At 31.5% G+C, this 26,686-nt stretch carries 19 protein-coding genes; 15 read left to right on the top strand and 4 right to left on the bottom strand.

The annotated features are described in order from the left end of the window. Window positions 1-59: 59 nt before the first annotated feature. Together V7M80_RS01910 and V7M80_RS01905 are read left to right on the top strand one after the other, a co-directional pair. The gene (locus V7M80_RS01910; protein WP_333693660.1) at window positions 60-4,175 is read left to right on the top strand and encodes a T9SS type A sorting domain-containing protein; all 4,116 of its coding nucleotides are present in this window, start codon (window positions 60-62) and stop codon (window positions 4,173-4,175) included. A gap of 48 nt (window positions 4,176-4,223) precedes the next feature. Further along, the gene (locus tag V7M80_RS01905; RefSeq protein WP_333693658.1) at window positions 4,224-5,606 is read left to right on the top strand and encodes a T9SS type A sorting domain-containing protein; all 1,383 of its coding nucleotides are present in this window, start codon (window positions 4,224-4,226) and stop codon (window positions 5,604-5,606) included. Between the two features lie 82 nt (window positions 5,607-5,688). Here V7M80_RS01905 and V7M80_RS13155 read toward each other — a convergent pair whose 3' ends face one another. Continuing rightward, on the bottom strand, window positions 5,689-6,111 hold the full coding sequence (locus V7M80_RS13155) for a DUF6943 family protein (RefSeq protein WP_442902336.1): 423 nt from the start codon (window positions 6,109-6,111) through the stop codon (window positions 5,689-5,691). A 1,767-nt stretch (window positions 6,112-7,878) separates the two neighbouring features. Between V7M80_RS13155 and V7M80_RS01900 the strand changes: the two genes are divergently transcribed. Beyond that, the gene (locus V7M80_RS01900; RefSeq protein WP_333693656.1) at window positions 7,879-8,178 is read left to right on the top strand and encodes an ankyrin repeat domain-containing protein; all 300 of its coding nucleotides are present in this window, start codon (window positions 7,879-7,881) and stop codon (window positions 8,176-8,178) included. 2 nt (window positions 8,179-8,180) lie between these two features. Here V7M80_RS01900 and V7M80_RS01895 read toward each other — a convergent pair whose 3' ends face one another. Then, window positions 8,181-8,813 (bottom strand): response regulator transcription factor, encoded by a 633-nt coding sequence (locus V7M80_RS01895; RefSeq protein ID WP_333693654.1) that lies wholly within the window; start codon window positions 8,811-8,813, stop codon window positions 8,181-8,183. Then, window positions 8,806-10,800, bottom strand: a complete 1,995-nt coding sequence (locus V7M80_RS01890) for a tetratricopeptide repeat-containing sensor histidine kinase (RefSeq protein ID WP_333693652.1) — start codon at window positions 10,798-10,800, stop codon at window positions 8,806-8,808. The genes V7M80_RS01895 and V7M80_RS01890 overlap by 8 nt, the downstream gene beginning before the upstream one ends. Window positions 10,801-10,929: 129 nt before the next feature. On the opposite strand from V7M80_RS01890, the gene V7M80_RS01885 reads away from it, so the two are divergent. The 6 genes from V7M80_RS01885 to V7M80_RS01860 all read left to right on the top strand — a co-directional run bounded on the left by V7M80_RS01885 (window position 10,930) and on the right by V7M80_RS01860 (window position 15,691). Continuing rightward, on the top strand, window positions 10,930-11,439 hold the full coding sequence (locus V7M80_RS01885; RefSeq protein WP_333693650.1) for a hypothetical protein: 510 nt from the start codon (window positions 10,930-10,932) through the stop codon (window positions 11,437-11,439). Then, the gene (locus tag V7M80_RS01880) at window positions 11,426-12,451 is read left to right on the top strand and encodes a hypothetical protein (protein ID WP_333693648.1); all 1,026 of its coding nucleotides are present in this window, start codon (window positions 11,426-11,428) and stop codon (window positions 12,449-12,451) included. The genes V7M80_RS01885 and V7M80_RS01880 overlap by 14 nt, the downstream gene beginning before the upstream one ends. A 67-nt stretch (window positions 12,452-12,518) precedes the next feature. Continuing rightward, window positions 12,519-13,307: an APH(3') family aminoglycoside O-phosphotransferase gene (locus tag V7M80_RS01875; RefSeq protein WP_333693647.1), complete on the top strand. Its 789-nt coding sequence runs from the start codon at window positions 12,519-12,521 to the stop codon at window positions 13,305-13,307. A gap of 152 nt (window positions 13,308-13,459) precedes the next feature. Continuing rightward, on the top strand, window positions 13,460-13,996 hold the full coding sequence (locus V7M80_RS01870; RefSeq protein ID WP_333693645.1) for a DUF2975 domain-containing protein: 537 nt from the start codon (window positions 13,460-13,462) through the stop codon (window positions 13,994-13,996). A gap of 3 nt (window positions 13,997-13,999) precedes the next feature. After that, complete coding sequence (locus tag V7M80_RS01865) at window positions 14,000-14,215, top strand: helix-turn-helix domain-containing protein (protein ID WP_333693644.1); 216 nt, start codon at window positions 14,000-14,002, stop codon at window positions 14,213-14,215. Between the two features lie 6 nt (window positions 14,216-14,221). Further along, window positions 14,222-15,691 (top strand): alpha/beta hydrolase-fold protein, encoded by a 1,470-nt coding sequence (locus V7M80_RS01860; protein WP_333693643.1) that lies wholly within the window; start codon window positions 14,222-14,224, stop codon window positions 15,689-15,691. A 209-nt stretch (window positions 15,692-15,900) separates the two neighbouring features. On the opposite strand, the gene V7M80_RS01855 is transcribed toward V7M80_RS01860, so the two are convergent. Further along, a complete protein-coding gene (locus tag V7M80_RS01855) occupies window positions 15,901-16,953 on the bottom strand; it encodes a trypsin-like serine protease (protein ID WP_333693642.1) in 1,053 nt (350 codons plus the stop codon). Window positions 16,954-17,202: 249 nt separating this feature from the next. Here V7M80_RS01855 and V7M80_RS01850 point away from each other — a divergent pair, with 249 nt between their 5' ends. The 6 genes from V7M80_RS01850 to V7M80_RS01825 all read left to right on the top strand — a co-directional run bounded on the left by V7M80_RS01850 (window position 17,203) and on the right by V7M80_RS01825 (window position 26,542). Next, window positions 17,203-20,289 (top strand): T9SS type A sorting domain-containing protein, encoded by a 3,087-nt coding sequence (locus V7M80_RS01850; RefSeq protein WP_333693640.1) that lies wholly within the window; start codon window positions 17,203-17,205, stop codon window positions 20,287-20,289. Between the two features lie 46 nt (window positions 20,290-20,335). Then, on the top strand, window positions 20,336-22,519 hold the full coding sequence (locus V7M80_RS01845; protein ID WP_333693639.1) for a T9SS type A sorting domain-containing protein: 2,184 nt from the start codon (window positions 20,336-20,338) through the stop codon (window positions 22,517-22,519). Window positions 22,520-22,560: 41 nt separating this feature from the next. Next, a complete protein-coding gene (locus V7M80_RS01840) occupies window positions 22,561-23,403 on the top strand; it encodes a helix-turn-helix domain-containing protein (RefSeq protein WP_333693638.1) in 843 nt (280 codons plus the stop codon). A gap of 243 nt (window positions 23,404-23,646) precedes the next feature. Continuing rightward, window positions 23,647-24,789 carry a TlpA disulfide reductase family protein gene (locus V7M80_RS01835; protein ID WP_333693636.1) on the top strand — a complete coding sequence of 381 codons (1,143 nt, stop codon included), beginning with the start codon at window positions 23,647-23,649 and terminating at the stop codon, window positions 24,787-24,789. Between the two features lie 36 nt (window positions 24,790-24,825). After that, window positions 24,826-25,833: a hypothetical protein gene (locus V7M80_RS01830; protein ID WP_333693635.1), complete on the top strand. Its 1,008-nt coding sequence runs from the start codon at window positions 24,826-24,828 to the stop codon at window positions 25,831-25,833. A 4-nt stretch (window positions 25,834-25,837) separates the two neighbouring features. Next, window positions 25,838-26,542 carry a CPBP family intramembrane glutamic endopeptidase gene (locus tag V7M80_RS01825; RefSeq protein WP_333693634.1) on the top strand — a complete coding sequence of 235 codons (705 nt, stop codon included), beginning with the start codon at window positions 25,838-25,840 and terminating at the stop codon, window positions 26,540-26,542. Window positions 26,543-26,686 lie beyond the last annotated feature (144 nt).

Genomic DNA, 26,686 nt, shown 5'->3' with positions numbered 1-26,686 from the left:
ACTTTAATTGGAGTGTAGTAGGAGGGACTATTGAGAATATCAATTTTGAAAATGGAGATTTGACTGTCGTTTGGGATCAAGTAGATTCGAGTGGATTTGGGTATGTTACATTCGACCCCAGAGGTTGTAATGTTGACTGTTATAGTCCAACAACTATTAGGGTACCTGTAATACAATCGAATGGAACAATAGTAGGGCCTCAATCAATTTGCGTTAAATCTTATGCACGGTATGAACTGCCACAATGGCCAACAACCGATATTCAATGGGAAATTATTGGGAATGACTCCAATAATTTAGCTGAAATTATCTTAACCGATCAACGGAATGAAGTTATAGTTTATCCCTATGTTCCGGATACTTTGATATTAAAAGCTACTTACATTAACACGTTAACCGGTTGTAGTGGTGTAGCTACCTTTGTTATAACTGTAGAACCTCGAGTTGAAATCATGGGCGACACGCAATTTTGTGTGGGTTCTGTAACTTGGTTTACCACTGGCTCGGGACAACCTGCCGAGTGGACTTTATTTGATGCCGATGAAAATCTTATAGCTACACAAAGTGGTACCCATCAATTTCAATATCAATTTAATACCCCCGGGAATTACGTTCTATCGACCTCGGGATCTGTGATGTGTGAAGGAGAGCAAAAAACCATAACTGTTTATCCTCAACCCGATTCGGTTCAAGCAACTTCTATATTGGGTAACCGAATCATTTGTCCGACACAACCATACACTTACACGATTTCTAATGCCGATCCAAATTTTACGTACACTTGGAGTGTTCAAAACGGAAGTTTTGTTGGTTCGAATCAAGGTACCAGCGTAATCGTTAGTTACCAAGCGTCTGGCCCTTATTCTTTGAGCGTAGTTAAACAATCGATTTCACCCATAGTGTGTAATTCCAGCCCTACGGTTCTCTCAATTGAACTGCAAACGGTACCGGTAACCGTAATGAGTGAAAACAATGTGAGTAGTGTATGTGCGAATACTTACCAAGACTTTTTTGCTTATCAAACGGGTACATCTCAATTGTATACACAAGGCGAGGTGTATACCTGGAGTTTGTCTGATACCGGAATGGGTAGTGTTACTTCCGGTCAAGGTACTCCCTCTGCTTCAATATTGTGGTATAATGTAGATACTCCAACGGTTGTAAATGTTATTTTGACTATTCAAAAATGTACTTTACCCCCGCAAGTATTTAGCTATACTGTTACTGTAGTACCGATACCTTTGATTGAAATTACGGGTCCTACAGAAGTGTGTTCGGGAGCCTCTTTTCAATTGCAAGTAGCCTCTTTAAATGGGGTAGCTTTGGACCCGATGTCTATAGTAACCTGGAATGGTAGTGGAAGTCCTATACAAGGGGGATTAACCCATACTTTTAATTTTCTTAATAATGGAAGTTCTAATATTGGCCGAACTATTACGGCTACCATTGAAACCCCTAATGGCTGTACAGTAAGTACTAATGTTGCCGTATTTAATGTTACTTTGCTACCCGGACCCCCTGCAAGTTTGTCTATTTTTAGTGGTGGAAACTCCTTTTGTGATGAAAATGATATTAATACTTTGTTGGAGATTGGGACCTCTATTGCCGGTTTGAATATTACTTGGTATCAAGATAATGTTATACTTAATCCTCAACCCATACCGAATACTCAATTATTGGTTACCTCATCCTTGGGCTTTGGTAGTTATAAATTTCGTGTTGTGGACAGTAATGGTTGTGTTTCTTTTTCGAATACCGTACAAATACGCCAAGATTGTAATGAAACGGCTGAATGTATTTTGGATCCAATGCCCGTATTGACTAATTTGAGTTTTAACGATTGTGGGATTGTTTATTTGAATGGGTCTACTACTGTGCCCCCTATTGGTGAATCGTATAAAATAGTTGGGCCTAATTTCAATCAAAATGATTACACCGCCTCTTCTTTTGTAGCTGAGGCCGGCGAATATCACATTGATTACAAGGCTCTTTACCAATGTCAAAATCCACCTTTTAACATGGTAAACCTCAGGGATTATAAAAAAGTTACCGTGCCCTATGTTCCAAAATTTTCGTATCAAAAAATTTGCAATCAGAATACCAATTTTACTTTAACTTTTTTTGATGAGACCAATTTTTTTGCTCCCGTTTACAATAGAAGTGTGATTTATTTTATACGTGAATCGCATTTACCTTCCAGTAGCAATGTTCTTGTTACCGGAACCAGTATTTCGAATTTGGGTAGTGGAAGTTATATTATTACCCAAGTAGTTCAAGGTGTATTGGATGGTGTTTTACAAGCTCCCTGTAGCTATGAATTGGAAATTGAATTGCAGACCATGTCTGATGGAATTTTTCCCTTTGTATCAAATGTAATAAAATGTTATAACACTTCTGTAGAGTTTGAAGTATTTGAATCTCTTCCTAGTGATACATTTTCATGGACCTTTGATGAGAATGCTCAAAGTACGCTTAGAGTTCCTCAACGTGTATTTACAACAAGTGGTCTTCATACTGTTCATGTCGTTGTAACCAGTGCTATGGGATGTTCCCGAGCGTTGACTTTGGATGTTTTTATCCCTGAAAAATGTTTTAATGGAGATGTTGCAGTTCAGCCCAATCCCCCCAGTGTGTGTGACGGTCAAGGGGTTACTTTAACCTATCAACCTGCAGCAGGTTCTCCTGATTTGTGTGCGGTAGACACATATGTTTGGATGAATGGATTGCAAGCCGTTACCCCCGCCGTAAATGCTCCTCAGTTGGTAGTAACTGAACCGGGTTCGTACTGGTTGAAATTGTTTTCTCAAAATCTATGTGAGTATGCTACACCCAGTCGTATTAGTCCTGTGTTTAAGCCTTTGCCTACTTTGCACCTGAGTGCAGCAGCTACGGCATGTTCCGGGGAAACCTATGAAGTAAAAGCTAGCACGAATGCCACCGCAATCAGTTGGTATTTGAATGGGATATTGCAACCTGTACTATCTAATGTTATGCAACCCAGTTTTTACGATTTACCAACCGGAACCAATATTATAGAAGCGGTTTCGACATTGAACGGATGTAGTACCAGTTCGAGTTTGACCGTGGAAGTGATGCCAGCACCGACTGATTTGGAAATCTATCCCCCGCAATTGGAAAGTTGTAGCCCTTACCGCTACAGATTAACAGCCCATACCAGTACTCCTAATGCTCATTTTATGTGGAGTGACGGTCAAACCGGTTCTACTATATACGTAGGTGCCGGAGGCCCGTATCGCGTAACTGCTACTATAGGCGGTTGTAGTGTATCGGCTCAAATAGATGTGCCGAAAGATCCTGCCGTTTACAGTTGGATATTTCCATCCGGTTGTTATGATGCCTGTAAAGAAAACCTAGGTACATTGATAGGACCCCGCGTATTGTTGCCCTATTGGGATTGGTCTTTTAACAATCAAATTGAATTACAAGGTCATGATAGTTTTCCTACGCCCTTTGATGTAAATCAAACCGGTGAATATACCTTTACCTTGGATACAGGTGGTTGTGCTTTGACCACTGAACCTTTGTATTTTAAAGAGTTGGAATGTGATAAATGTAAAATTGAACGCATTGTACCTGTTAAAATTATCAAAAATGAATCTAAATTTTGTAGTTTTACGATAGAGTTGCAAATTACCAGTGCGGATGACTTTTTTGCGGTATTGAGTTCGATGGGAGGTGATGTTATTGTGAACCCCTCCGCCTTTACGGTTTTTGCCGGGACGCATACCTATTTGTTTACTGTTATACCAACCGGGGCTTATACGGGAGGAGTTTATTCTTTTGAAATAGAGGGAATAAACAAAGATGGTAAACCTTGTTACTCTAAATTTAATTTGGATTTGCCCCCGTGTGAATCGGAGGAGTTTATGCGAAATGTAAGTTCTACGGAACGATTGGATGTTCTTACACCTTATGAAGTTCAGTTGTATCCTAACCCTACTCAAACTCAAGTTACGTTACGTTATCAAGGGATTGAAGGTGCGGTTCAACTGTATGTTTATGACTTGACCGGCAGACTTATGGATACTGCTACTATTGAGAACGGTAGCGGATTGTTGGAATTGCCTACCGCTGCCTATCCAGAGGGTATGTATTTGGTGGTATTGCGACAAAGTGGGAAACTGCTAAGTCAACATAAATTGATTAAAAATTAATAACCTTTTAGGCCGCTTTCGGGCGGCCTTTTCTTTAAATTACTGCTTATGAAAAAAACTACGTATTTGGTATTATTAACGCTATTTCCATTAGTGGGATGGGGGCAATGTTTTGTGAAATTTGGAGGCGGAGAAAACAATATTATCGCTCAAAAGAGTGATGGAACGGTATGGTTTTGGGGCTGGGGAGCCAATGGGCAATCGGGATTGGGCAATAGTCAGAATCAATTGTTACCCGTACTTTATGGTAATTTGAACCAACCCTGGTTGGATTTTAATGCCGGCTATCAAAACACATTTGTTATAGCCCCCAACGGAGCTTTGTGGGGAAGTGGCGGTAATGATTTGGGCCAGTTGGGAGTTGGAACAGTACAAGTTCAATACAATTCACCGGTTCAAGTAAGCCCGGGTACGAGTTGGCGGAGTGTGCATAGTACCGCTCACACACTAGCCATACAGAGTAATGGGAGTTTGTGGGGATGGGGTCAAAACAATCGAGGCGAAATGGGCAATGGTACGTGTTGTAACAATCAATTGAGCCCTATACAAATAGGAACGGCTACCGATTGGAAACAAGTACAAACGAGTATCAGTGCTGCATGTTTGGCTTTGAAGGAAAACGGAACCCTATGGGGTTGGGGCGGAAATGCGGGACGATTGGTGAGTACCCCGAGTAATCTGGTTATAAATTATCCTACTCAAATAGGCACCGATACGGATTGGGCGTACTTGAGTATAGGAGCTTCACATGCTTTGGCGTTAAAGCAAGACGGTAGTTTATGGAGTTGGGGCAGTAATCCTCAAGGAGCAAACGGCACGGGTTCGAGTTCAAACGTACCGCAAAGAGTTGGAACAGATACATGGATACACATATCAGCAGGACTACAACATTCATTGGGCGTAAAAACGGATGGTACTTTGTGGGCTTGGGGGCGTAATGATTTTAGTCAATTGGGAGATGGTACTACAACTTCACGAGCGGCACCGGTTCAAATAGGAACGGATACGGATTGGGTTGCTGTAGCCGGAGGCGGATTGCATAGTGTTGGATTAAAATCCAATGGTTCTTTGTGGTCATGGGGAAGAAATGTGTATGGCCAATCGGGTAATGGTACTACCACACAATCGCCTATACCCTTATATGTTCCGGTTGAGGGATGCGTGTTGCGTGTAGGTGATTTTCAGCAAATTCCATTGGTTGCCTATCCCAATCCTACGGCAGACCTTGTTTCTTTTTCGGTTCAAACGGAATTGGATTCCCTAGAGTTGGAGGTTTATGATATGATGGGAAAAAAAGTTTTACAAACCGAATTACCAAATGGAGAGTCGCCTTTTACCGTTTCTTTGGGGCATTTGCCTCAAGGCGTATATATTGTTACATTAGTTCAAAACCAACGTGTGCTGGGACGACAGAGAATTGTGCGGGAGTGATTTTGGATTTCAAAATTAATAGATGCCCCAAAAGTTGATTACTTTGGGGCATTTTAATTTTTTAAGGACTTTCTATTTTGTATTATTTCTTAATGTACCGGTAAATTATGACTCTCCGGAGGTCGTTTATAAGGTTCAAATTTTCTTGAAATTGTTTCTCCTTAGTCTCGAGCAATTTTAGTGCTGCAATGGATTTTTTGTGCTTTTCAAAGTCTTCCATGAGTTCGGATGATTTTTGAATTAGATTCTTTTGGAATTCCTTAATTCGGATGTAGGGTATAACGGACCCCATTAGGAATTGATGCCAAAATTTGGCTCTCCAGAGAGTCAAACAAATAGTTTCCATATTGTCTCGGTCCTCTATGGAGTAAAACAGGATAACATAACAATTTGGGCAGGGTATTTTCAGCACCTTTCCAGAGTTGTTTCCTTTGTTCAGGATAAAGAAATGCGGTTGTTGGTAATACATTCCGTCTTTGTGGTGTTTTAGGCTAAAACTAATCATATAATGGCTTTTAAAGATTTCTCGTCAGGACACACTTTTCCCATAAAATTTTTCAAAAGAAAAAAGAGAAAAAAAGAAAGCCATTTGTTCAAGTGAAGGGTTTCAAAAAAGCAAGTTTTTTAAAAAAAATACTACCACCCCCTGAAGTTCATAAGGATTGTAGCATTTGTTTTTATTCGGAGTTTTGATTGAAAACGGTTTGGGGTGGTGGAGATTTTTTTTAAAACCCAAAGGGCTTGAACTTGCTTTTTTGATAACCCGAAACTTATATTAGCTGCCTTTTTTTCCTTTTTCTTTTTAAAAATTTCTATCGTTAGTTTTCTTGCGGAGGCGGGTCGGCAAGGGTATATTTCTGGGGATTGAGCAAAAAAACCGCTAATTCAAATGTGATGCTTTTTGAGCAAGCCCCAGAAATATACTCTTGCATTTGTTTGTGTTTTTCTGGTGCCTGATGGTGTTGTGGAAATCTAAGTTTGAAGCTGTTGAATCGGAGAGGGGCGGCACCTGAAAAAGACAATGAAAAAACTTCCTAGTGAAAAGGCAGAAGCGAGAGCAAGTGTAGGTTTTCAGGATTTGTGAGCACAACTTTTGTAATTGCTTTTCTTGGTGCTGATGCCGGTGATGGATGTCAATAGAATAACGATTTTAGATTTACAAGTTCATAGGAGCTGAGTGGCATCTGCACTGGGAAAAGCAATTGGAGTACTTTTAATCTGGCAAATCCTGAAAACCTACTCTTGCTGGGTTATTTGTGTTTTTCTGGTGCCTGAAGGTGTTGTGGAAAGTTATGTTTGAAAGTGTTGAATCGGAGAGGGGCGGCACCTGAAAAAGACAATGAAAAAACTTCCTAGTGAAAAGGCAGAAGCGAGAGCAAGTGTAGGTTTTCAGGATTTGTGAGCACAACTTTTGTAATTGCTTTTCTTGGTGCTGATGCCGGTGATGGATGTCAATAGAATAACGATTTTAGATTTACAAGTTCATAGGAGCTGAGTGGCATCTGCACTGGGAAAAGCAATTGGAGTACTTTTAATCTGGCAAATCCTGAAAACCTACTCTTGCTGGGTTATTTGTGTTTTTCTGGTGCCTGGTGGTGTTATGGAAATTAAAGTTTGAAGCTGTTGAATCGGAGAGGGGTGGCACCTGAAAAAGACAATGAAAACACTACCTATTCAGGCTCCTAAAGAAAAGATTTAATCTAAGCGTAAATTGAAACGAGATAGTACGAGGAAGTTCAACTGAAAAGGGTAGATGTGACCCGTGAAGCCACGTTTTTTGGTAGCTGGGTGGTGCGAGGAAAGCTGCCAAAAAGTGTGGCTGGAACGGGGCACTCGCGGGTGGGGTGAGCGGCTTTTTTACATAATGTTATTATGGTCTCAATTGAGCCATAATGCAACATTATGTAAAGAAGCTTTGGGAAAAGTTTTTGTTGCCGGCTACTGATTTCTATCGGAGACCTTAACGTCTGGCATACAAAAACTTTTTTGAGCGTTGGGAAGCGGTGGCGAAGTATGATTTGACTATGAACATGATTAAAAATTATAAAAAAGTTTGTATCATATGTTTTTGAATCTTCTCAAAGTAGTATAATTAAAAAATTGTTAGTAACTTTTGACTACATTTTACTTCATTCGTTATATTTAATTACCTGAAAACAGGTATAAATAAATTACTATAATGGATTATTTTTGCACAAATACTTAAATTGATTTTTTTACAATTATTCTTGTATTATTTTGTCTTGTTTCAATGTAATTAAAAACTAAACTGATGAGTCACGGAGATTGGAAAGACATGTTTAAAGCAGTTCAGGAAAATAATATTGATATAGTAAAATTTCATATCTCAATTGGTACAGATATTAATTTTCAACATCCAAAATTTTTTACCTCTGTATTGATAGAAAGTATTCGATTAAATCATCATTCCATCACAAAATTATTGATTGAAAATGGAGCAGATATCGAATTAAAAGAGTCTTATTCAAACAAGAATGCCATTCAGATAGCTAAAGAGTTAAATAATCAAGTGGCTATTCAAATTATTTTGTTTTATTTGAATAAAAAATAAATTTAAATTAATCCGTTTTCTGACAGGACGTTAATTAATTCTACGACATTATTTACTTGAAATTTTTGCAATAAATTTCTTCTGTGGGTTTGAACGGTTAAGAAACTTAGAAATAATTCATCTGAAATTTCTTGTGTAGATTTTCCTTTTTTCAATAAAGTTATTATTTCTTTTTCTCTTCTTGTTATACTTGGAATTTTCTTTATTTCATAGTCAGAAACTTTATCCATCAGTTTCTGTACTTCATTGCAAAAAACTAATTCACCATTATTTATTCCATCTAATGCATTTTTAAAATCTTCAATGTTAGCACTCTTTAACATGTATCCATCAGCACCGTTTTTCATCAGCTGTAAAATAATCCCTCTTTCAGATTGACTTGTTAAGGCAATGATTTTCAACTTTGGATTATTTTTTTTTAATTTTAAGCACAATTCTATTCCATTACAATCTGGTAGAAAAATATCTAAAAAAACAATGTCTACTTTATCAATATTTTTATATTCTACTATTTCTTTTCCCGTATTAAAACTATCAACTACCTCAACATTTTCCAGAGAATTAAAAATTAATTTTAATCCTTCAATTAAAATGTGATGATCATCAACTACTACTGTTTTGAAAATATCACTCATCGTTACAATTTATATAAAGTTCAATATTGATGCAAGTACCCTCATTTGGATTTGATATTAAATCCATTCTTCCTTCCAATAATTCAACTCTGTTTTTTATACTTTTTAAACCAATTCCTTTACTGTTTTGGAGCTGATTTACATCAAATCCAATACCATTATCTTCAATTGTAATTAAAAATAAATTTTGATTTAGACCACAATCTACCGTTATTTTAGATGCATTTGCATGTTTGATTGCATTACTAACTAATTCTTGAACAATTCTATAAATTGTTATTTGATGTGTTTTGATAATTTGATTACTTAAATTTGAAGAATGGTAACTTATTGCCGTTTTTTTTGAGTAGAAATTAAAGCACAAATCATTTAACGCTTGGTCTAAACCTAATTTTAATAGAGTTTCAGGAATTAGATTATAAGCAACTTGTCTTAATTCTATTACATTATTTTCTAATAGCTGGTATATGTTCTTTAATTCATCACTTTTTATTTCTTCATAGATTTTAGAGATTCTCATTTTAATTGAAGACAAATTATTGACAAAACCATCATGTAAATCTCTTGCAATTCTTTTTCTTTCATTTTCCTCCCCTTCCATCATTGCATATAATGATATGATTTCTTTTTCATTTTTTAATGCTGTTATTTTATGATTAAGAGCCAATTCTTTTTCTTTGTTTAGTCTTTTAATTTTTACGAATCTCAACCAAAAAATAACTAATGTTACTAAAAGCAAAGTCAAGATTAATAACGTAATGATGAATTTTAATTTAATATTTATTGCTGTTTGTTTTGCCCTTTCTTTTTCGAATCTAAGTTCATCTATTTTTTTTGTGTTTTCTACTTCATTTAATTCTTTTTCTAAATATGCTGACCTCTCTTGAAATTGACTTTTTTGAATACTGTCATGCAATGAAATATACTCATCATAAGCGTTCAATGCTTCAGGCAACTTATTTAACTTTTTAAAAATCATTGCCATCTCTTTTAAATAATCAACTTTATCCTCTACATTAATGCTTTTATCTTGTAACAATTTAGATAAAATTTCTTCGGCTTCACTATATTTTCCTAGTTCTTTAAGGGATAGTACTTTCATCAAGTTAAGTCGATTCCTCATTAAATAGTCTCCAGTAAATTCACATTTTTTTATCCCATAGTTAAAATTGCTAATTGCTTCAAAGTAAAAACCCTGTTGATGTAAATAAAAACCACTTGAATAATAAAAAGCACTTTGAAAATCAGAATTTGGATAATTTTTAATAATTCCTTTAGCCTCTTCTATTGCTTGGAATGCTAAATCAAATTTTTTAAGAGAAACTAATATTTCTGACTGTAACAACAATAACTGAGTTAACAATTCATCATTATCCAGCCCTTTATTTTTAAATAGTTTTATTGCATCATAAATAAATTTTTCTCCTTTTACATAATTTTTTTCATTGTAAAATTTGATAGCTATGGATTTGTAGGAATGAACAATCATTTCGTAATCATTAATTTTTTTTGCTAATGGCAACACCTCATTAAGCAAAATGTTTAACGATTTTGTTTTGTTTTTATCGTTATAATATATCGATTTATTCAATAATATATTTGTTCTGATTTTATGCACCTCATCAATGTTATATTTTAAAAGTCTCTTATCAGCAAGTTCCAAATGTTTAATATACGCGTCATAGTTATCTTCCAGCATATAAAAGCCAGCGTATCTAAAAAAAATTAAATCATTAAGGAAAGCATTATTTTTACTGTATTTTTTCGCTTGGTAATAAAACTTTTTAAAATTCTCTTGGTCTCTATTTAATAAATATTCTTTAGTAAGTTTTAAGGAAAGAATTGCCCGCAAACTATCATTAGAGGCTAAGCTTAGTTCTCTTTTTAAACTATCAATAACTTCTTGTCCATTAATGGTTTTGTATGGATTTTGAGCATCAACCGTATTGAAAATAGAAATGAAGATTATAAAAAAAATTTTTTTCATTGAGACTATTATTAATTTACAAAAATATACTTATAAGTATTAGTGTTAATTACCTGTTTTCAGGTATTTTCCTTACATTATATTTATCTTTTCTTTGATTTTGAATCAAATATAATATACAAGTTTAATATGAAAGCAAAGTTACTTTACATTTTGACACTAATAAATATTGTTTGTACCAGTGTTTATTTTTTTTCTTTTCGAACTCCAACAGAAGAAAGTTCAGTAATTGATTTTCAAAATAAGATACTTAAAGTACATGGATTAGTGGTTGTAGATTCTTTGGGGATTGAGCGGGTTATAATAGGTTCATCTTTGCCTACTGCACAAAGCAGTTTTGGGAATAGATTATATCCAAGAGAAAAGGGTTCAGGAGTTAGTGGTTTAATGTTATATGATTCTGAAGGTCAGGAAAGAGGGGGGTATGTAACTGATGATGATTATGGTAATATTTTTTTAACATTGGATTCAAAATCAAATCAAACCTTTATTGCTGTTGCAGAACCAAATGGGTCTACAGGTATACAATTATATGATAGAACCGGGAAAAATAAAATAAGTTTGAGTACAACAGAAGACAAAGCGAACATTGAAATTAAATCTAATGACAAAAATATATTAATTTATGAAAAAGAGTAATGAATTTATATTTGTACTGATTTTTTTGAGTTTTAAAATGTTAGCTCAAAATGAAGGTTTGTTAATTGACAAGATGACAGCAATTAATCCTACTTCATACACTGATGTTGTTTACGTCGGGTCAAGGGACACAGCTGTAATTTCAACTTATAGTGGAAGGTTATCAAAAATCATTAAAAATCAACCCGGTGAAAAGATTATAACAAATCTTAATGATGAAATTTATTCATTGGCTTATAATAATAAAAGAAAAGAAATTGCTGCCAGCACAATGGAGGGAGGTATTAAAATTATAAATTTAACTTCCGGAAAAATCATAAAAACTATACCGCTCAAAACAACTTGGTCTAATTTAATTTTATATTCAGATGATTTCAATTATTTGCTTGCACATGATGTAAAAGGGAATCGATATATTTGGGATGTTACAAAGAATTACAAAACAATTGAATTTCCTTCAAAGATTCCGAATGGTAGGATATTTCAAATGACAGATGAATCATTGTTAAAAATTATTACCAATAAAAATTTATATACATGGAATTATAATGAAGATAAGCTACAAAAGATTGATTCTATAAATATTAAACGATTTGGCGATATAGATGAGCATGGTAATATTCTATCAGTTGATTTTAATACTTGTTATTTATTTGAAAATGAAAATAAAAAAAATAAATTTGAGGTAAAACATCCGAATTGGTTACGGTATTACAAGGATTTTCCTAAATATGAGATCTATAAAAAACAAAATCCAAACGATTTTACTGATGATGGATATTTAATTATGGAGGGTTATCATATGCAGTTAACTATGGTAAGATTCATAAAAGATAAGATATGTACTGCAAGTATTGATCGCTCAATTCGAGTATGGGACAAATCAACCGGGAATTTGATTGATTCGCTTACAGGCCATAAAGGAACTGTTAATAAAATCAAAGTAAATAACAATAATGACCAGTTAGTTTCTGTAGATTTGAAGGGAGGTATAAAATTTTGGGATTTTTAGAAATTATCTATTTTATACACAGATAATGATAAAATATTCATAAAGATTCCATAAACATATTTTTAGGATGTTGTATAATGAAGATTTTAAAACTCTATTTGGTACCAGTTTTTTTCACTTTTGCCTGGAAAAAACTGATGTATATCAAATAAACGATGAGACATTTAGAATTTCGTATACTGAAAAGGATAGCTTTATTTTAAAAAAAAGAATAAAGACAAACAAAATCACTTCATTAAGGAGTGATTTTTTAAATTATAGATGGTTAAAATCCAAAGTTCCGGTACCAAAAGTGGTATTCTTGAAAGAAATCCAAAACATTGAATACCTATGTTTAACTGAATTGCATGGCAAAACGCTTGATTATTGGATTGGTAAAATTGAACCCAAAAGAATGGTGAGTATTTATGCAAAATCTTTAAAGTATTTACATTCCATTCCTATCAATAAAAAAGCTCTTTTTCAAGATCTTACGGACAAATTAAAAGTTGCTAAATTAAATATTGAAAGTGGTATTGTTGATTGTAACGATTTACAACCGGAGTATAAGAGCTATAGTTTAGATCAATTGTATATAACTCTCTATGATTTGAAACCCTCCCACTTCGATTTTGTTTTTACACATGGTGATTATTGTTTTGACAATTTGATTTTTCAGAATAGTGAACTATGTGGTTTTATTGATATAGGTAGGGGAGGAATTGCAGATAGGTATCAAGATATTGCATTGGCAATTAGAAACATTAAAGATGTTTATGATAATTCATTAGTAGATTTATTTTTTGAAGAATATGGATTACTATATCCTGATGTAAAAAAAATTGAATTTTACACTTTACTTGATGAGTTTTATTAGATTTTATGCATTTGCACTAACCTTAGTGTTTTTAACTGTTTTCAAATTCTATTGATATATGAGTAATAAATATATATTTAAAAAAAATAATAATTTATTGTTTATTAATAAATATTTGTTATTTTTGTCGCGTAATTTTAAATTTTTAAAAAATGACAAAAAGAAACAATTTAATATGGAAAGCCATACAAACAGTTTGTTGGTTTATTTTTGCCGGTTATTGTGTTCAATCGGGGGGCTTATTATTTAATTTTATTTATAGTTTATTTCGGCCAATTGCTACTCATGACCTTTATCTTGGTTTAGATTTATCTGAATTATTTATTGAAAATAAACCAATATACATAGTAGTTTTATCTATCATTATAATTTTATCGGCATTGAAGGCTTATGTTTTTTTTGAAGTACTAAAGTTTTTTAAATCTGTAAATATAGAGAATCCATTTAGCAATAATGTTCAATTTATAATTTCCACTATTACCTATCAAACTTTTTATATTGGAATTATAAGTTTACTATCAAAAAAAGTTGTTGAAAGATTAATTTCAAGGGGTTATACATTTGGATCGATTGAAGATTATTGGCATGATGGTATTGCTTATTTATTTTTTTCTTCAATTTTATTTGTCATCTCATTGATGTTTAAGCGAGGTATTGAATTACAAAATGAAAATAACTTAACAATTTAAGCTATGCCAATTATAGTAAATTTAGACGTAATGATGGCTAAGCGAAAAATTTCGCTTAATGAATTATCTGAAAAAGTAGATTTGACTTTATCAAATCTTTCTATTTTGAAGACTGGAAAAGCTAAAGCAATTAGATTTAGTACATTAGAATCAATATGTAAAGCTTTAGATTGCCAACCGGCTGATATATTAGAATATGTAACTGAATCACCAAAATAAATCAACATGAAAACATTATTAACAACTTTGTCTATCATAGTTTTTAATTTGTGTATAAACGCACAGCAAACTACAAGTATTATTTCTGGTAAAAAAGAAATAATTCATTCAAAAATTCTAAATGAAAACAGAACCATTTGGGTATATACACCTAATCTTACTAATCCAAATATTGATAGTTTAAAACAATATCCTGTTTTATATTTATTAGATGGAGAGTCACATTTCTTCTCCACTGTAGGTATTCTTCAGCAACTGAGTCAAGCTAACGGGAATGGGATATTACCAGAGATGATTATTGTTGGTATTGAGAACACAAATCGAATGCGTGATTTAGTCCCTGCATCAGATGAGAATGGCTCTAATAAATTTTTACAATTTATATCTGAGGAATTGATACCCTATGTAAATTTAAACTATAAAGCTGCACCATATAAATCAATATTTGGTCATTCCTTAGGAGGCTTAACTGTTATTGATATTCTTACAAATTCACCTAACACTTTTGATTCATACATAGCGGTAGATCCCAGTATGTGGTATCAAAATGAATTCTATTTAAAGCGTACATTAGATAAAATTGGTAAAAGTGAATTGAAAAGGAAAAAATTATTTGTAGCGACCGCAAATACTCTACCAAAAAAAATAAGTTTTTCAAAACTAAAAAAAGATAAATCACCCGAAACCCAGCACATTCGTTCTATATTAAGATTGGATAATTATTTAAAAAATATCAAGAATGGTCTAGACTATCAACAAAAGTATTATGAATTTGAAAGTCATAATTCTTTACCGTTAATTGGTGAATATGATGCTCTTCGATTCATTTTTAATTATTATCAATTTGAATCCAACGAAAATGACTTTAAAGATTCTACCACATTAATTGCTACTAAATTAAAAAATCATTATTCAAAAGTATCTCAAAATATGGGTTACAAAAATGCGGCACCTGAGGCATTCATCAACTATTTGGGCTATGAAGCATTAAACAAAAAGCATTATGATAAAGCAAGAGCCTTGTTTGAATTAAACATCGAGTGGTATCCAGACCGTACTAATGTTTATGATTCATATGCTGATTATTTTTTATCCATAAAGGATACAGTCAATGCTATTAAAAATTATCAAAAATCTTTACAGATCAATAGTAATGTTGAATCACAACGAAAATTAGAATTATTAACATCGACAAAAAATACCACTATTTCAAAAATTGATTTAAGTAAATATGTCGGTGTATATATTTTAGAAAACTATAATATACCTATAGAGATATTACTACGCGAATCGAGATTATTTGCCAAAGTTCCCGGTCAAAATGAAGATGAATTTGAATTAGTTGATGAAAACGTTTTTACTGTTAAAGGAAAGCAAGGATATAAAATCACTTTTTATATGGAGGAAAATAAACCTATTCGTTTTACATCTGTGCAACCTAATGGAGTTTTTACAGCAGTATATACTGGGAAGTAAAATAAAATTAATGTTGGGTGTAGAATATTTTATGTGATTATGCATTGATTTTTAGTTTTTTTGACATTATTATTTAATTAATGTACTTGCTTTTATTTAGAGTTTACTCATTAAACCAGAATAAGAACATCTTTAGTAAAAAAGTCATTTTGACATAGTGAAATAAATACACCCAACATGTAATTATAATGAAGCTTACAAGTTATTATTTAGGATTTTAAAAACTTAGTAGTTTGAATACTGTAATAGCTATTTGTAAGCTTTGTTATATATATACCTTTACTCAATTTTGAAATATCAAAAGTTTCAAAAGAGTTTGTTGTTTTTGTATTATAAGTCAAAAGTAATTTTCCTGATATATCGTATACGTGGACCAATAATTCTTCAAAATTATTTTGTATGAATAGTTTATCATCATTTGCATAAATATTTATTTTATTGAATTTATTATCCCCCACATTAAGAGGATTAATAACACTATTTATCCAATTTAAAAAATTAATTACCTTGACGAATCTTCCGGGTTTATTTAAATCGGTATATTCACCTTCGCCATGGCTTACTACACCTAGTAACTTAGGAATATTATTTTCTATTATAAAGCTAGGTCCGCCACTATCTCCAATAGCCGCTCCTGTTGCTACTTCGCCATCAGTATAGCCAATACAGAAATAAATATCTGTGTTGGTTGGTTGCCCACCCGGATTACCCGTACATGGTTTAATTTTTGAAATCACCCACTGTAGAATACTTGCTCCCATGCTCCCATTGCTTTGCGAAGTTGAACCCCATCCTGCGATTAAAATATCATTTTCAAAGTCATAGAGATTTTCATCATTTAAATTAGGTAATAAAGCCGGATTTATCGTTGTAACCGGAGTAGACAGTTTGATTAGAGCAAGATCAATGTCTTCGGTTTGATACCCTGGATGTTTATACACCTCTAATGCTGTTCTAACTTCTCCACCATTTGGATTTATGGGACCAGAAGAATTTATTGAGTTGAATCTTAGACTTGACAAACTAATGTCATCACCAGTTTCAAAGTCAACACAGTGACTGGCTGTTAATACCCACTGAGGAGCAATCAAAGTTCCACCGCAAAGATGACCAATATCAAAAATTTGATAATTGTAATGCAAATCAACAACCCAAGGGAACTGACCTTGATTAGCGTTTTGGCCACCAATTATCATTACTGAGTTTTGACTGTAAACAAAAAGAACTTTGCACAATAAAAATAAAAGTAATAGCTTTTTCATAGTTTTCATTTTAATTTAGAATATTTTTTCTACAAAATTATAGTAAGAAAATTGAGAAAAATTGTAAAAAAAAGACACTCTAAGTCATTAAAGGATTTTTTTAGATTCTTAAAATAAATTAAGCTATTATTAAAGCAACATAAATAAGAAAGTATACTAATCATTAGAATTGAATTAGTAGCAATAATTACCTTTTTTCAGGTATTTTTTTTTGGCTTTAATTCAAATAATTTTACCCTAAAAAAAGTTATGAAAAAGCTAAAAATCATTTTTACATTAGTATTTTGTCTATGTTTAAAAACTACTATTGGACAAGAACTGTACACAAAAGAGAGTACTAATTATAAGGGTTTTAATTTAAGCCAAGAGTTCGGGTTATTATCAAAATACACTTCGAGTAATTCAAATAATTTTAATTCAAATTTTCGTACAAGCCTAAGTAATAATAATAATGTTACAGACTATGATTTTCTTGGCAAAATAGCAGCTTCAATGAGCATTGCAGAGGCATTTTGTTCTGATTTAGAGGGGAATATTTATATCACAGGAAAAAGTGGGAATATTGAAACTAAGTCTGGCGATATTACGGTTATCAAGGTTAATTCTTCAGGAGAGATTATTTGGACTTTACAATTACCTTCTACAGAATTTACAGTTAATTCCGGAACCTCCATTGCAATTGATGAAAATGGTTTTCTATATGTTTTGGGGTATACTTGGAATCAAATGAGTACAGACATCGTTTGTATGAAGATAAGTTCTTCCGGAGAGATGATTTGGCAAAGATTACTAGGCGAAACTTCAACTTTTCAATTGCCTACTGCACTTCATATTTCTGAATCAGGAGATATTTTAATTTCAGGTATATCCTATCAAGAGTCCAATGTAACTTACTACATTTCAAAGTTAAACTCGGAAGGTTCTCTTTTATGGCAATATATTGATAATGAGTTTCCGACTCAAACATGGAATGAACCTGTAGCAATTTCTACCGATAATAATAACAATGTAATTGTTACTGGAACCGGCTTTGATGATGGATTAGGAAGTAAAATTGTAACAATTAAATTCAGTAGCTCGGGTAGTGTTATTTGGAGAGTTCTCAAGAATAAAGATATAGTAGTTGACAACGAATTAATTGCGACTGATATTTTTGCTAAAGATCTAGTTGTTGATGAACAAAATAATATTTATATAACATCCAATTATTCAAAAGAAATTTTAAGACATTCACTTACATTGAAATATAATTCCAATGGTTTTGAAGATTGGGATTTTATTCACGAGTCTTTAAATGAGACGATCATATTAGAGAATGTAGAAATTCAACAAGGTCAACTTTTTGTGGGAGGATATCATTATCAGAATAATGAAGATGGTTTCATTTTGTATAATTTGAATATTAATGGATCCCAAAATTGGGTTCAAAATACAATAGAGGATTTATATTTTCAGAGTAGTTTTACTATGACTTTTTTTAATGAAAATGTATTTTTAGATGCTGTATATATGAATTTGGAAACTGGTGATAGTTATCTCAGATCTAAAAAGTATCAAATTTCTTCCGGTGATTTAATTCAATCGAATGCTTACTCATTTAACAATGTTCAATCGGGATTTTCTTTAAATAATTTTGTTAAACCCGTAATTAGCGATAATTCGAAATCTGTAGTATTTTCTCCCCTTTATTCTGAATTGGGTAATATTATTCAGGTAATCCAATTAGATAGTTTGCAAATCAATGTTAATTGGGATTTAAAATATTCACCTCAAAATTCATTAAGAGCTAACATTTATGAGACAGTAAGCGATTCAAATAGTAATACGTATTCTATTGTCAGTAAGTTTTATGTAAATCCAGACAATTTAAATACAGTATTTCAAAAAAGTTATATTGTTAAATATAATTCGTCCGGTAATTTGGAAGATAGTATAGAGTTAGATGATTCAGAGGGATTAACTACCATTAAATTATCGATTGATCAAAGTGATCATCTGATTTTTTTAAAAAGAAATTCTTCATCTGAAAACGTTTCACTCATCAAAATGTCTCCAATTTTAGATGAAGTATGGAACATCAATTTTCCTCTCAATAGTAGTTCCTCTGAAAAAGTTTTACTTGACAGTCAAAATAATATTTACATTATAACCTCTGAACCGAGTAGTATCCAACCAGAAAGTTCAAATGTAGCAATCAGAAAATATAGTAGTATCGGTGAATTACTGTTTGTTTCAATTTATCAGTCAACAGATGTAAATATTTTACAATCAATTCCTACAAATTGTAAGTTGAATACTAATGGAAATCTTTTAATTGCTGGATTATCTACTGATGGGAGTTCAGCAGGTTTTAATTTTAACTATCAACCTTTTTTACTTAATGTTACCTCTGGAGGTAGTTTAGTGTTTTTTGAGCATTTTCCAATAGCCAATACGACATCAACATATGTAGATTTATTATCTTTAGGTGATGAAACACTCTTAGTTTCAAATACAGAAAACATTTCATCTGGTATTGTTGAAGTTTACTCTTTTAAAGTAAATTCTACCGGGATTACCACAACATCAAATAATTATTCAATAAATAATACTAATATTTACATGCAAAAGATTTTGCATTCAACTAGTACAAATAGGATTTTTTATGTGACAACTAATCTTTCAACTTCAGATTCTAATATTCAATTAACATCATGGGATGAAGACGGTAGTCTTTTAAATACATTTGATTTTGAGAGTAATATTTTTTATCAAGATGCTTATTTGGATAGCCAAAATGTTTATGTTTTAGCACAATCGCAAAACAATCTTAACTTCCCATTTAGATTATTAAATTGGATAGGACCTTTTATTTATTCGACAGTTACTAAAGTCACGCATGATTTAAATTTAAGTGAGAATTTAAATTTAGTAGGAACAAATTATTCTTTGTTTGAACCGAAGCAATTCATACCGTTATCGAATTTAAATTTATTAATTTCAGGAAGACTCTTTCATGAGGAATTATTTTTTGAAGGTTTACAGTTCTTTAGTATTCCTTATGAGCCTGAATTAAACATTCCTTCTGTTCCAGAAGAAGTTAAAAATATTTTTTATTGTTACCCAAATCCTTCTAAGAGCAAGGTATTTATTGCCTCCACTGTAAATAATGAAACTATTTCAAAAATTTTAATTTATGACATAAATGGAAGATTTATAAAGGAATTTAATGAAAATGATTACCAAGTAAATTCAAATCCTATTGAGTTGGATATCTCTGATTTACGATCGGGGGTTTATTTGTTGAGGGTTTTAAATGAATCATCCACACATGGGGTAAAGTTGATTAAAGAATAATCAGCCCTAATAATATATCATTCTTTGTAAATTAAAAAAAATAAACATGAAAAAGAGAATTAGTTATTTGTTATTAATCACCTTTTATTCTATTGGTGCTTTTGCTCAAGATTGGTCCTTTTACAAAGCATTTCCTGTTAATGTAACTCCGCTAGATATTGATATTAATAGTTCAGGAACGCTTTATATGTTGACAACAGATGGAAGAATATTTTATAAGCCAATAAATCAGGAATGGAATTTAATGACCGATCCAAGCGGATTTGGACCAATCAGTCCCCAAGAGATTACAATCAATAAATCTAGTAACACTCTCATTGTTGCAGAGGGATTGGGTGGAGGGATTAAAAGGACATCAAATTTTGGAAATTCCTGGCAAAGCAATTTCTTATTTACCAATCCGATTTCCGGTCTACATGAAAGTGTGTATGAGTTATCAAATGTTACGGCAAATAACACTTTTTATAGTCAGATCATATTAGGAGATTTTGTAAATAGGCTTGGTAAGTTTACCAATAATGGTCAAAATATAGAGTTTATTCAATATGATCCAAGCAATAGTAGCGAAAAGGCAATTACAGAATTACATGTAACATCTAATAACACTCTACTTATTGGCACTTGGAATAATGGAATTATTATTTCAAACAATGGAGGTCAGTCTTTTCAACAATCTAATTTTAACCAACATCAAATATATAAAATTACTGAAGATAATTTGGGAAGGGTTTATGCACTTGGTTATAACCTTGCTAATGATGAGTTGTTTTTAATTCACTCTATCGATTATATCAACTGGAGTTTTATGGATTTACCAAACAGTTCTGAGCGATTTACTTGTCTATTTTATGATTCCACATCTCAGTTTTTGTGGATTGGCAGTGAAACTGGTTTATATCGAAAACAAACTAACTCCTCTAGCGGAACGCAGTGGAGCAGTGCTGTTTTTAATAATAGTACTCAAAATCATGTTGCTATTATTGGAGATTCAGCAGGAAATGTTTATAATTTTTCATTTGAAAGTAATGCTCAAAAATTAAATTCTAACGGAAATAGTTGGTTAAGTGATAATGATGGTTTTACCGGAACTTCTAATTTTATTCGATTTGGGGCTAATAATAAACTTTTTTCGGCCAATATATCCAACAATTCTATATCATCTTTGGAAAATCAAAATGCAAATTGGTCAACACGTTATTTAGGAGGAAATAGTAGTGGTGTTAACAACTTTTTTTCAACAACTGAGGGCAAAATATATGTAAATCTTGGATTATCTTTAAAAAAGTCTATCGATAACGGTATAACATATAGTGATATAACACCTTTGCCTCTAAATAATTTCATTAGTAAATTTTATTTAGGTGAGAATAACACTTTGTTTCTAGTAAAAAGTAACGAAATCAACAACCTTTACATATCATTAGATGATGGTGCATCGTGGTCTTTATCAAACACATTTGCAGATCCAATTGATGATATTGCTCAAGACAGCAATGGTGTTATGTTTGTAACAGTAAGTAATTTTGATGTTTTTTCCGGTTTTTATACCATTTATTTTTCATCAAATAATGGTCTATCATGGAATAGTGTTGTTAATACTATTCCAGTAGAGGTAGGAGCAGTTTCAGACGTTTCCGTTTTTTCAAAATTTCAAAAAACTTACATAACTTATGGAGGATATCTCTATTTGTTTGATTTTCAATCCAACACTCTTTTTCCTATAAACTCTCCAAATAATACCCCTCTATTTGAAGGAGGTATATACATAGATAACGCAAATAATTTCTATGTTTTTGCTGATTTTTTATATAAGTCCACAAATGGGGGAGCCTCATGGTATAGTTTGTCTCGGCCAACATCGATGGTTGCACCTTATTTTGTTGATAGTGTAGTTTTTGATAGTAGCAACAATCCATTTATAGTAACTAGTAGTACTGCAAATGCAGAACAAAATGGAATTTACCGCGTATTTGATAATTTAAGTTTAGATGATTCCAAGCTTGATGAAACTTTTGTAATTTATCCAAATCCAGCTAAAGAATTGATTAGTATTTCAAATTCTGAGGCTATCAAAAATGTTACATTCTATGATATAACCGGAAAAAGAGTTGATATAAATTTACTTTCTAGCAATGTATTTGAAATATCAAATTTATCAGATGGAGTTTATTTTGTAAAGCTTATTGATACAAGTGATCAGATTCGATTTTTGAGATTTATCAAGAATTAAGATAGATTTTAAATTTTAAACAAATACTTAAATAAAATAGAATGAATTCAGATCAATTTAAGTCTTTTACACCGAAAAACGAAACTTTAAAAAAATACATATCAACGATTTATTTTCACCAGAGTGAACATATTCAAGCGATCGAAAAAATTGTTTTTTTTCCGAACACACATAATGCTTTAACAATTTATAAAAATGCCACATGTGAATTAAAATCATCAAAGCCGAAACACATTAGAATAAAAAATCATTCAAACGATAATTATTTATTTTTTTATGGGGGTATTCAAAGTAACTACGTTGTTTCTGAAATTTATTCCCCTTTTGATAAAATAGGTATCGTTTTTAAACCTTTAGGAATCAATTATTTTTTTAAAAAACCGAACTTAGGCAAATCTGTACAGAATAATTTTTGTTTTCCTGAAATAGAAGAAGAAATGATGCCGATAGTAGATTCTATCTACCAAACCGATAATATTGAAAAAAGATTAGATATGCTGGAAGAATTCTTTTTGAATCGATTTAATTCATCATTTAATGAATCTGACTTATCAAAAGCCATTGAAGCCATTGAATTCTCAAATGGAACTCTAAAAGTAGGTGAAATTGCAGAAATGTTAAATATTGCTCATAAAACATTGATAAGAAAATTTAAAAAACATTTGAATTGCACACCCAAGCAGTATTCAAAAGTATATAAATTCAGGCGTGCACTTTCTAATTATCAAAAGAATAAAAAATTAACAAATTTGGCTATTGATATAAATTATTATGATCAATCAAACTTTATAAGAGAGTTTAAAGACTTGACTGGTATAAAGCCCTCTGTTTTTTTTAAAAATATTCAATATTTAGGGCATGATATTTATTGGTTTAAATTTTAAATAAATTTTTTTTGTTAATTTTTAGTTAGTTTTTTTTGCAAAACAAAGGTTAGTATTTGTTTATCTAACCTTTGTTTATTTTATCTGTAAAGAGTAAATCATCTTATAAACTAAAAGTTTTACTAAATGGATATTAAAAATAGATTTTTTTCTAGCCTTTATTTGTTTTACAATTTACCTAATTACAGGTATTTTTTTTGAATAGATATCTATTTAAATTGTTACATTAAAAAACTTTACTTTATGAAACCTTTTATTTTATTTTTACTAGTTTCTGATTTATTTACTTTCAATATCTTAAAAGCACAAAACAATCAAAACAATAATATTTCATTTGTTTTTGAAGGTGTTGTAACTGGTTTTGAAAAAAACAGCAAGCTTTACATAGACTATCATAGCGATAATATAACAAAGTCAAGCGACACAATTACTTTAAAAGATAATTATTTTATTTTTCATGGGGACTTTCCTGCCAACCAAATTGTTTTGGAGGCTATTATAAGAACAGAGGATTACTCCGATTACAGATACCTTTACATTGATAATAAAAAAATTAGGTTTATTGCAGAGAAGCAAAAGTTTTTTGATGCCGAAATAATTGGGTCAGAAACTCATTTGGCTGAAAAAAAATATAAAGATTTAATTAGGTTGGAGCAATCACAAATGGACTCATTATCTGCACTGTCTTTTAAATTGCCAAATAATGATACAAAAGAAGTATGGGATTCAATTTTTAAAATAAAAACTGAAATAGACAAAATAAAAGAGATGGTTCTAAAAAATTATACCATTCCCTTTATTAAGAATAATACAAAATCATATTACAGCCTTTTATTACTTAATACTTATCACAATAGTTTTGGTAAAGAAACCACCGAAGATCTTTATAATAGTCTACCTAAAAAATTTCAAAACCATAAAATAGGATTAGAAATAAAAAAATTTATTCAATTAAATAAAGAAATTAGTATTGGTAACCCTTTTGAAGAAATTATTCAAAAGGGTGTAGATAATAAGTTGTATAAGCTTTCTGATTTAAAGGGGAAATTTATTTTATTAGAATTTTGGTCTTCTAATTGTGGTCCTTGCAGAAAAGAAAATCCAAAATTAAAGGAGTTGTATGATAAATACCATGGTTTGGGGTTTGAAATTTACGCAGTTTCAGCCGACGTATCCGATATAATGTGGAAGAAGGCAATAGAGAAAGATAAATTAGAATGGATAAATGTTAGCGAATTGAATGGTACCAAAAACACAGCATTTTTAACTTACGGAGTTAACGAAATGCCTACTAACTATTTAATTGATCCTAATGGGATTATAATTGGTAAAAACATTAGAAAACACCAACTTGAAGCAAAACTTCTTGAGATTTTTAAATTTTAATCTTCTTATAAATAAAATAATTTAATACTCTACATTATGTTTTTTGCAAAAAAAATCAAAATCGGATTATTGATTTGTTTATTTCAATTTTCTGCTAGTGCACAATCTAACTTCTTATCTTTAGTAGATATCCATAATATTAAAAATGATAATTTTGGTAACATTGAAGTGGGTGTCTTTAAGGCAAAAAATATAAGAGACAAGCCTTTAGTTTTATTTTTAGGTGGATCTTCATTAGAGCCCGTTTTTAGATATAGTTTAGCGGACAAACAAGTGTTTTCTCCTTATTGGGGTTTTGCAAAATACAAAGAGGATTACCACATTGCATACATAAATATTGCAGGGCTTCCATTGTACGATACAGTACCAGATAACAGAACCATGTATAAAGTTGATAGTACTGCCTATAAATATAATACTCTAGATTGGAGAGCTGAATCTGCATCTTTTGCAATTGATCATTTAATTAAAAAATTAAAACCAACAAAGGTATATGTTATCGGACACTCCCAAGGTGGACAGGTGGTTCCAAAAATCGCTGTATTAAATAAAAAAGTAGATAAAATTGTAGTAATGTCAGCAAATGCTCTCGATCATATTTATGACTTAATATTAATTACCAGACAAAAAGCTATTAATAATTTCATGAGTCAAGAAGAAGCTCAATATGTTGTTGATAGTTTATTTAATGTGCAAAAACAAATTTATTTGGATCCCAAAAGTTTGAAGAAATCATTTTGGGGTGGCACCTACAACAAGTGGTATAGCTATTCAAAAACAACACCACTTGATAATATGCTATTACTAAATATCCCCATCCTATTAATAGCGTCTGGTAGGGATGTAGATGGTTCATATATTGCCAATACAGATTACGCCATGTTAGAGTTTATTAGAAAAGGTAAAAATAATTTAACCTATAAAGTATATCCAAATTTTGATCATATTTATGTAGAGGTCATAAGAAAATTTGGGAATGACACGGGTTACGAATTCAAAATGGATGAAGTAATAAAGGACATATTTTCTTGGCTTAATAAATAAATACATGAGAATTTTTACAACCATTTGTATAGTGAGTATTGCCGCTTTTTCACTACTATTAAGTCGTCTTTTAACAAGTAAATATAATTTCCAATTACACCAAAACCAATACATCAACGGATTAGCAAAACATCAGTGTTTTGCGTTACTCATTGCTATTGTATTTATCGCTTTGTTTCTTTGTAAAAATCCTGCTAGTAAAGAGTTTTTTCAAATTGGAGAACTTTCTAGTATAGCAGAAAAGGAAAAGTGGATCGGAATTAATGGCAATTCTACATGGCTTAAAAACGGTTTACAATTATTGTTTTTTATTAGTTTAGCCACCGGTATTTTTGTTGGATTGGGAGTTATGAATTCTGGTAGTATATCCAATTTCCAATTGTCGTTTATCCCTTTCATTTTGCTTTTTTCTTTAACAAATTCATTTGCCGAAGAAATTATTTTTCGTTATGCTATCATTGCCGGTCTCGAAGATTATTATCCTAAAGGCTTAATTTTAATAACTTCTGCAATTTTATTTGGCATCCCACATTTTTTTGGTAATCCAAGTGGTATAGTAGGGGTTATTATGTCCGGATTATTAGGCTATATTTTGTGTAAAGCTACGCTAGAAACAAGAGGGCTATCTATAGCTTGGGGAATTCATTTTGTTCAAGATATTATCATTTTTACCGGGTTATTGATGATGAATAGTTACTCAACTAGTTAAAGACTTTAGCTTTTTGTAAATTAAAAGATTTTTGTTCCTAGTTTTATTACTTATTTACATTATTAAATTACCTTAAATCAGGTATTTATTTTTTAAAATAAAAAATCTACATTTGATTTTCTTTGTTAATTATAAGTCTAGAAT

It is taken from the genome of Flavobacterium sp., assembly GCF_036759525.1.
In the GTDB taxonomy this organism is placed as follows: Bacteria; Bacteroidota; Bacteroidia; order Flavobacteriales; family Flavobacteriaceae; genus Flavobacterium.
Note: the sequence above shows the minus strand (reverse complement) of the source record. Positions and strands in the feature narration are given on the sequence as shown.

What these genes read in the sequence shown, in the direction of transcription:
- V7M80_RS01900 (WP_333693656.1), top strand. Translation starts at nt 7,879, where the DNA reads ATGAGTCACGGAGATTGGAAAGACATGTTTAAAGCAGTTCAGGAAAAT.
- V7M80_RS01840 (WP_333693638.1), top strand. Translation starts at nt 22,561, where the DNA reads ATGAATTCAGATCAATTTAAGTCTTTTACACCGAAAAACGAAACTTTA.
- V7M80_RS01870 (WP_333693645.1), top strand. Translation starts at nt 13,460, where the DNA reads ATGACAAAAAGAAACAATTTAATATGGAAAGCCATACAAACAGTTTGT.
- V7M80_RS01895 (WP_333693654.1), bottom strand. Translation starts at nt 8,813, where the DNA reads ATGAGTGATATTTTCAAAACAGTAGTAGTTGATGATCATCACATTTTA.
- V7M80_RS01865 (WP_333693644.1), top strand. Translation starts at nt 14,000, where the DNA reads ATGCCAATTATAGTAAATTTAGACGTAATGATGGCTAAGCGAAAAATT.
- V7M80_RS01905 (WP_333693658.1), top strand. Translation starts at nt 4,224, where the DNA reads ATGAAAAAAACTACGTATTTGGTATTATTAACGCTATTTCCATTAGTG.
- V7M80_RS01885 (WP_333693650.1), top strand. Translation starts at nt 10,930, where the DNA reads ATGAAAGCAAAGTTACTTTACATTTTGACACTAATAAATATTGTTTGT.
- V7M80_RS01825 (WP_333693634.1), top strand. Translation starts at nt 25,838, where the DNA reads ATGAGAATTTTTACAACCATTTGTATAGTGAGTATTGCCGCTTTTTCA.
- V7M80_RS01855 (WP_333693642.1), bottom strand. Translation starts at nt 16,953, where the DNA reads ATGAAAAAGCTATTACTTTTATTTTTATTGTGCAAAGTTCTTTTTGTT.
- V7M80_RS01890 (WP_333693652.1), bottom strand. Translation starts at nt 10,800, where the DNA reads ATGAAAAAAATTTTTTTTATAATCTTCATTTCTATTTTCAATACGGTT.
- V7M80_RS01830 (WP_333693635.1), top strand. Translation starts at nt 24,826, where the DNA reads ATGTTTTTTGCAAAAAAAATCAAAATCGGATTATTGATTTGTTTATTT.
- V7M80_RS01875 (WP_333693647.1), top strand. Translation starts at nt 12,519, where the DNA reads ATGTTGTATAATGAAGATTTTAAAACTCTATTTGGTACCAGTTTTTTT.
- V7M80_RS01850 (WP_333693640.1), top strand. Translation starts at nt 17,203, where the DNA reads ATGAAAAAGCTAAAAATCATTTTTACATTAGTATTTTGTCTATGTTTA.
- V7M80_RS01835 (WP_333693636.1), top strand. Translation starts at nt 23,647, where the DNA reads ATGAAACCTTTTATTTTATTTTTACTAGTTTCTGATTTATTTACTTTC.
- V7M80_RS13155 (WP_442902336.1), bottom strand. Translation starts at nt 6,111, where the DNA reads ATGATTAGTTTTAGCCTAAAACACCACAAAGACGGAATGTATTACCAA.
- V7M80_RS01880 (WP_333693648.1), top strand. Translation starts at nt 11,426, where the DNA reads ATGAAAAAGAGTAATGAATTTATATTTGTACTGATTTTTTTGAGTTTT.
- V7M80_RS01845 (WP_333693639.1), top strand. Translation starts at nt 20,336, where the DNA reads ATGAAAAAGAGAATTAGTTATTTGTTATTAATCACCTTTTATTCTATT.
- V7M80_RS01860 (WP_333693643.1), top strand. Translation starts at nt 14,222, where the DNA reads ATGAAAACATTATTAACAACTTTGTCTATCATAGTTTTTAATTTGTGT.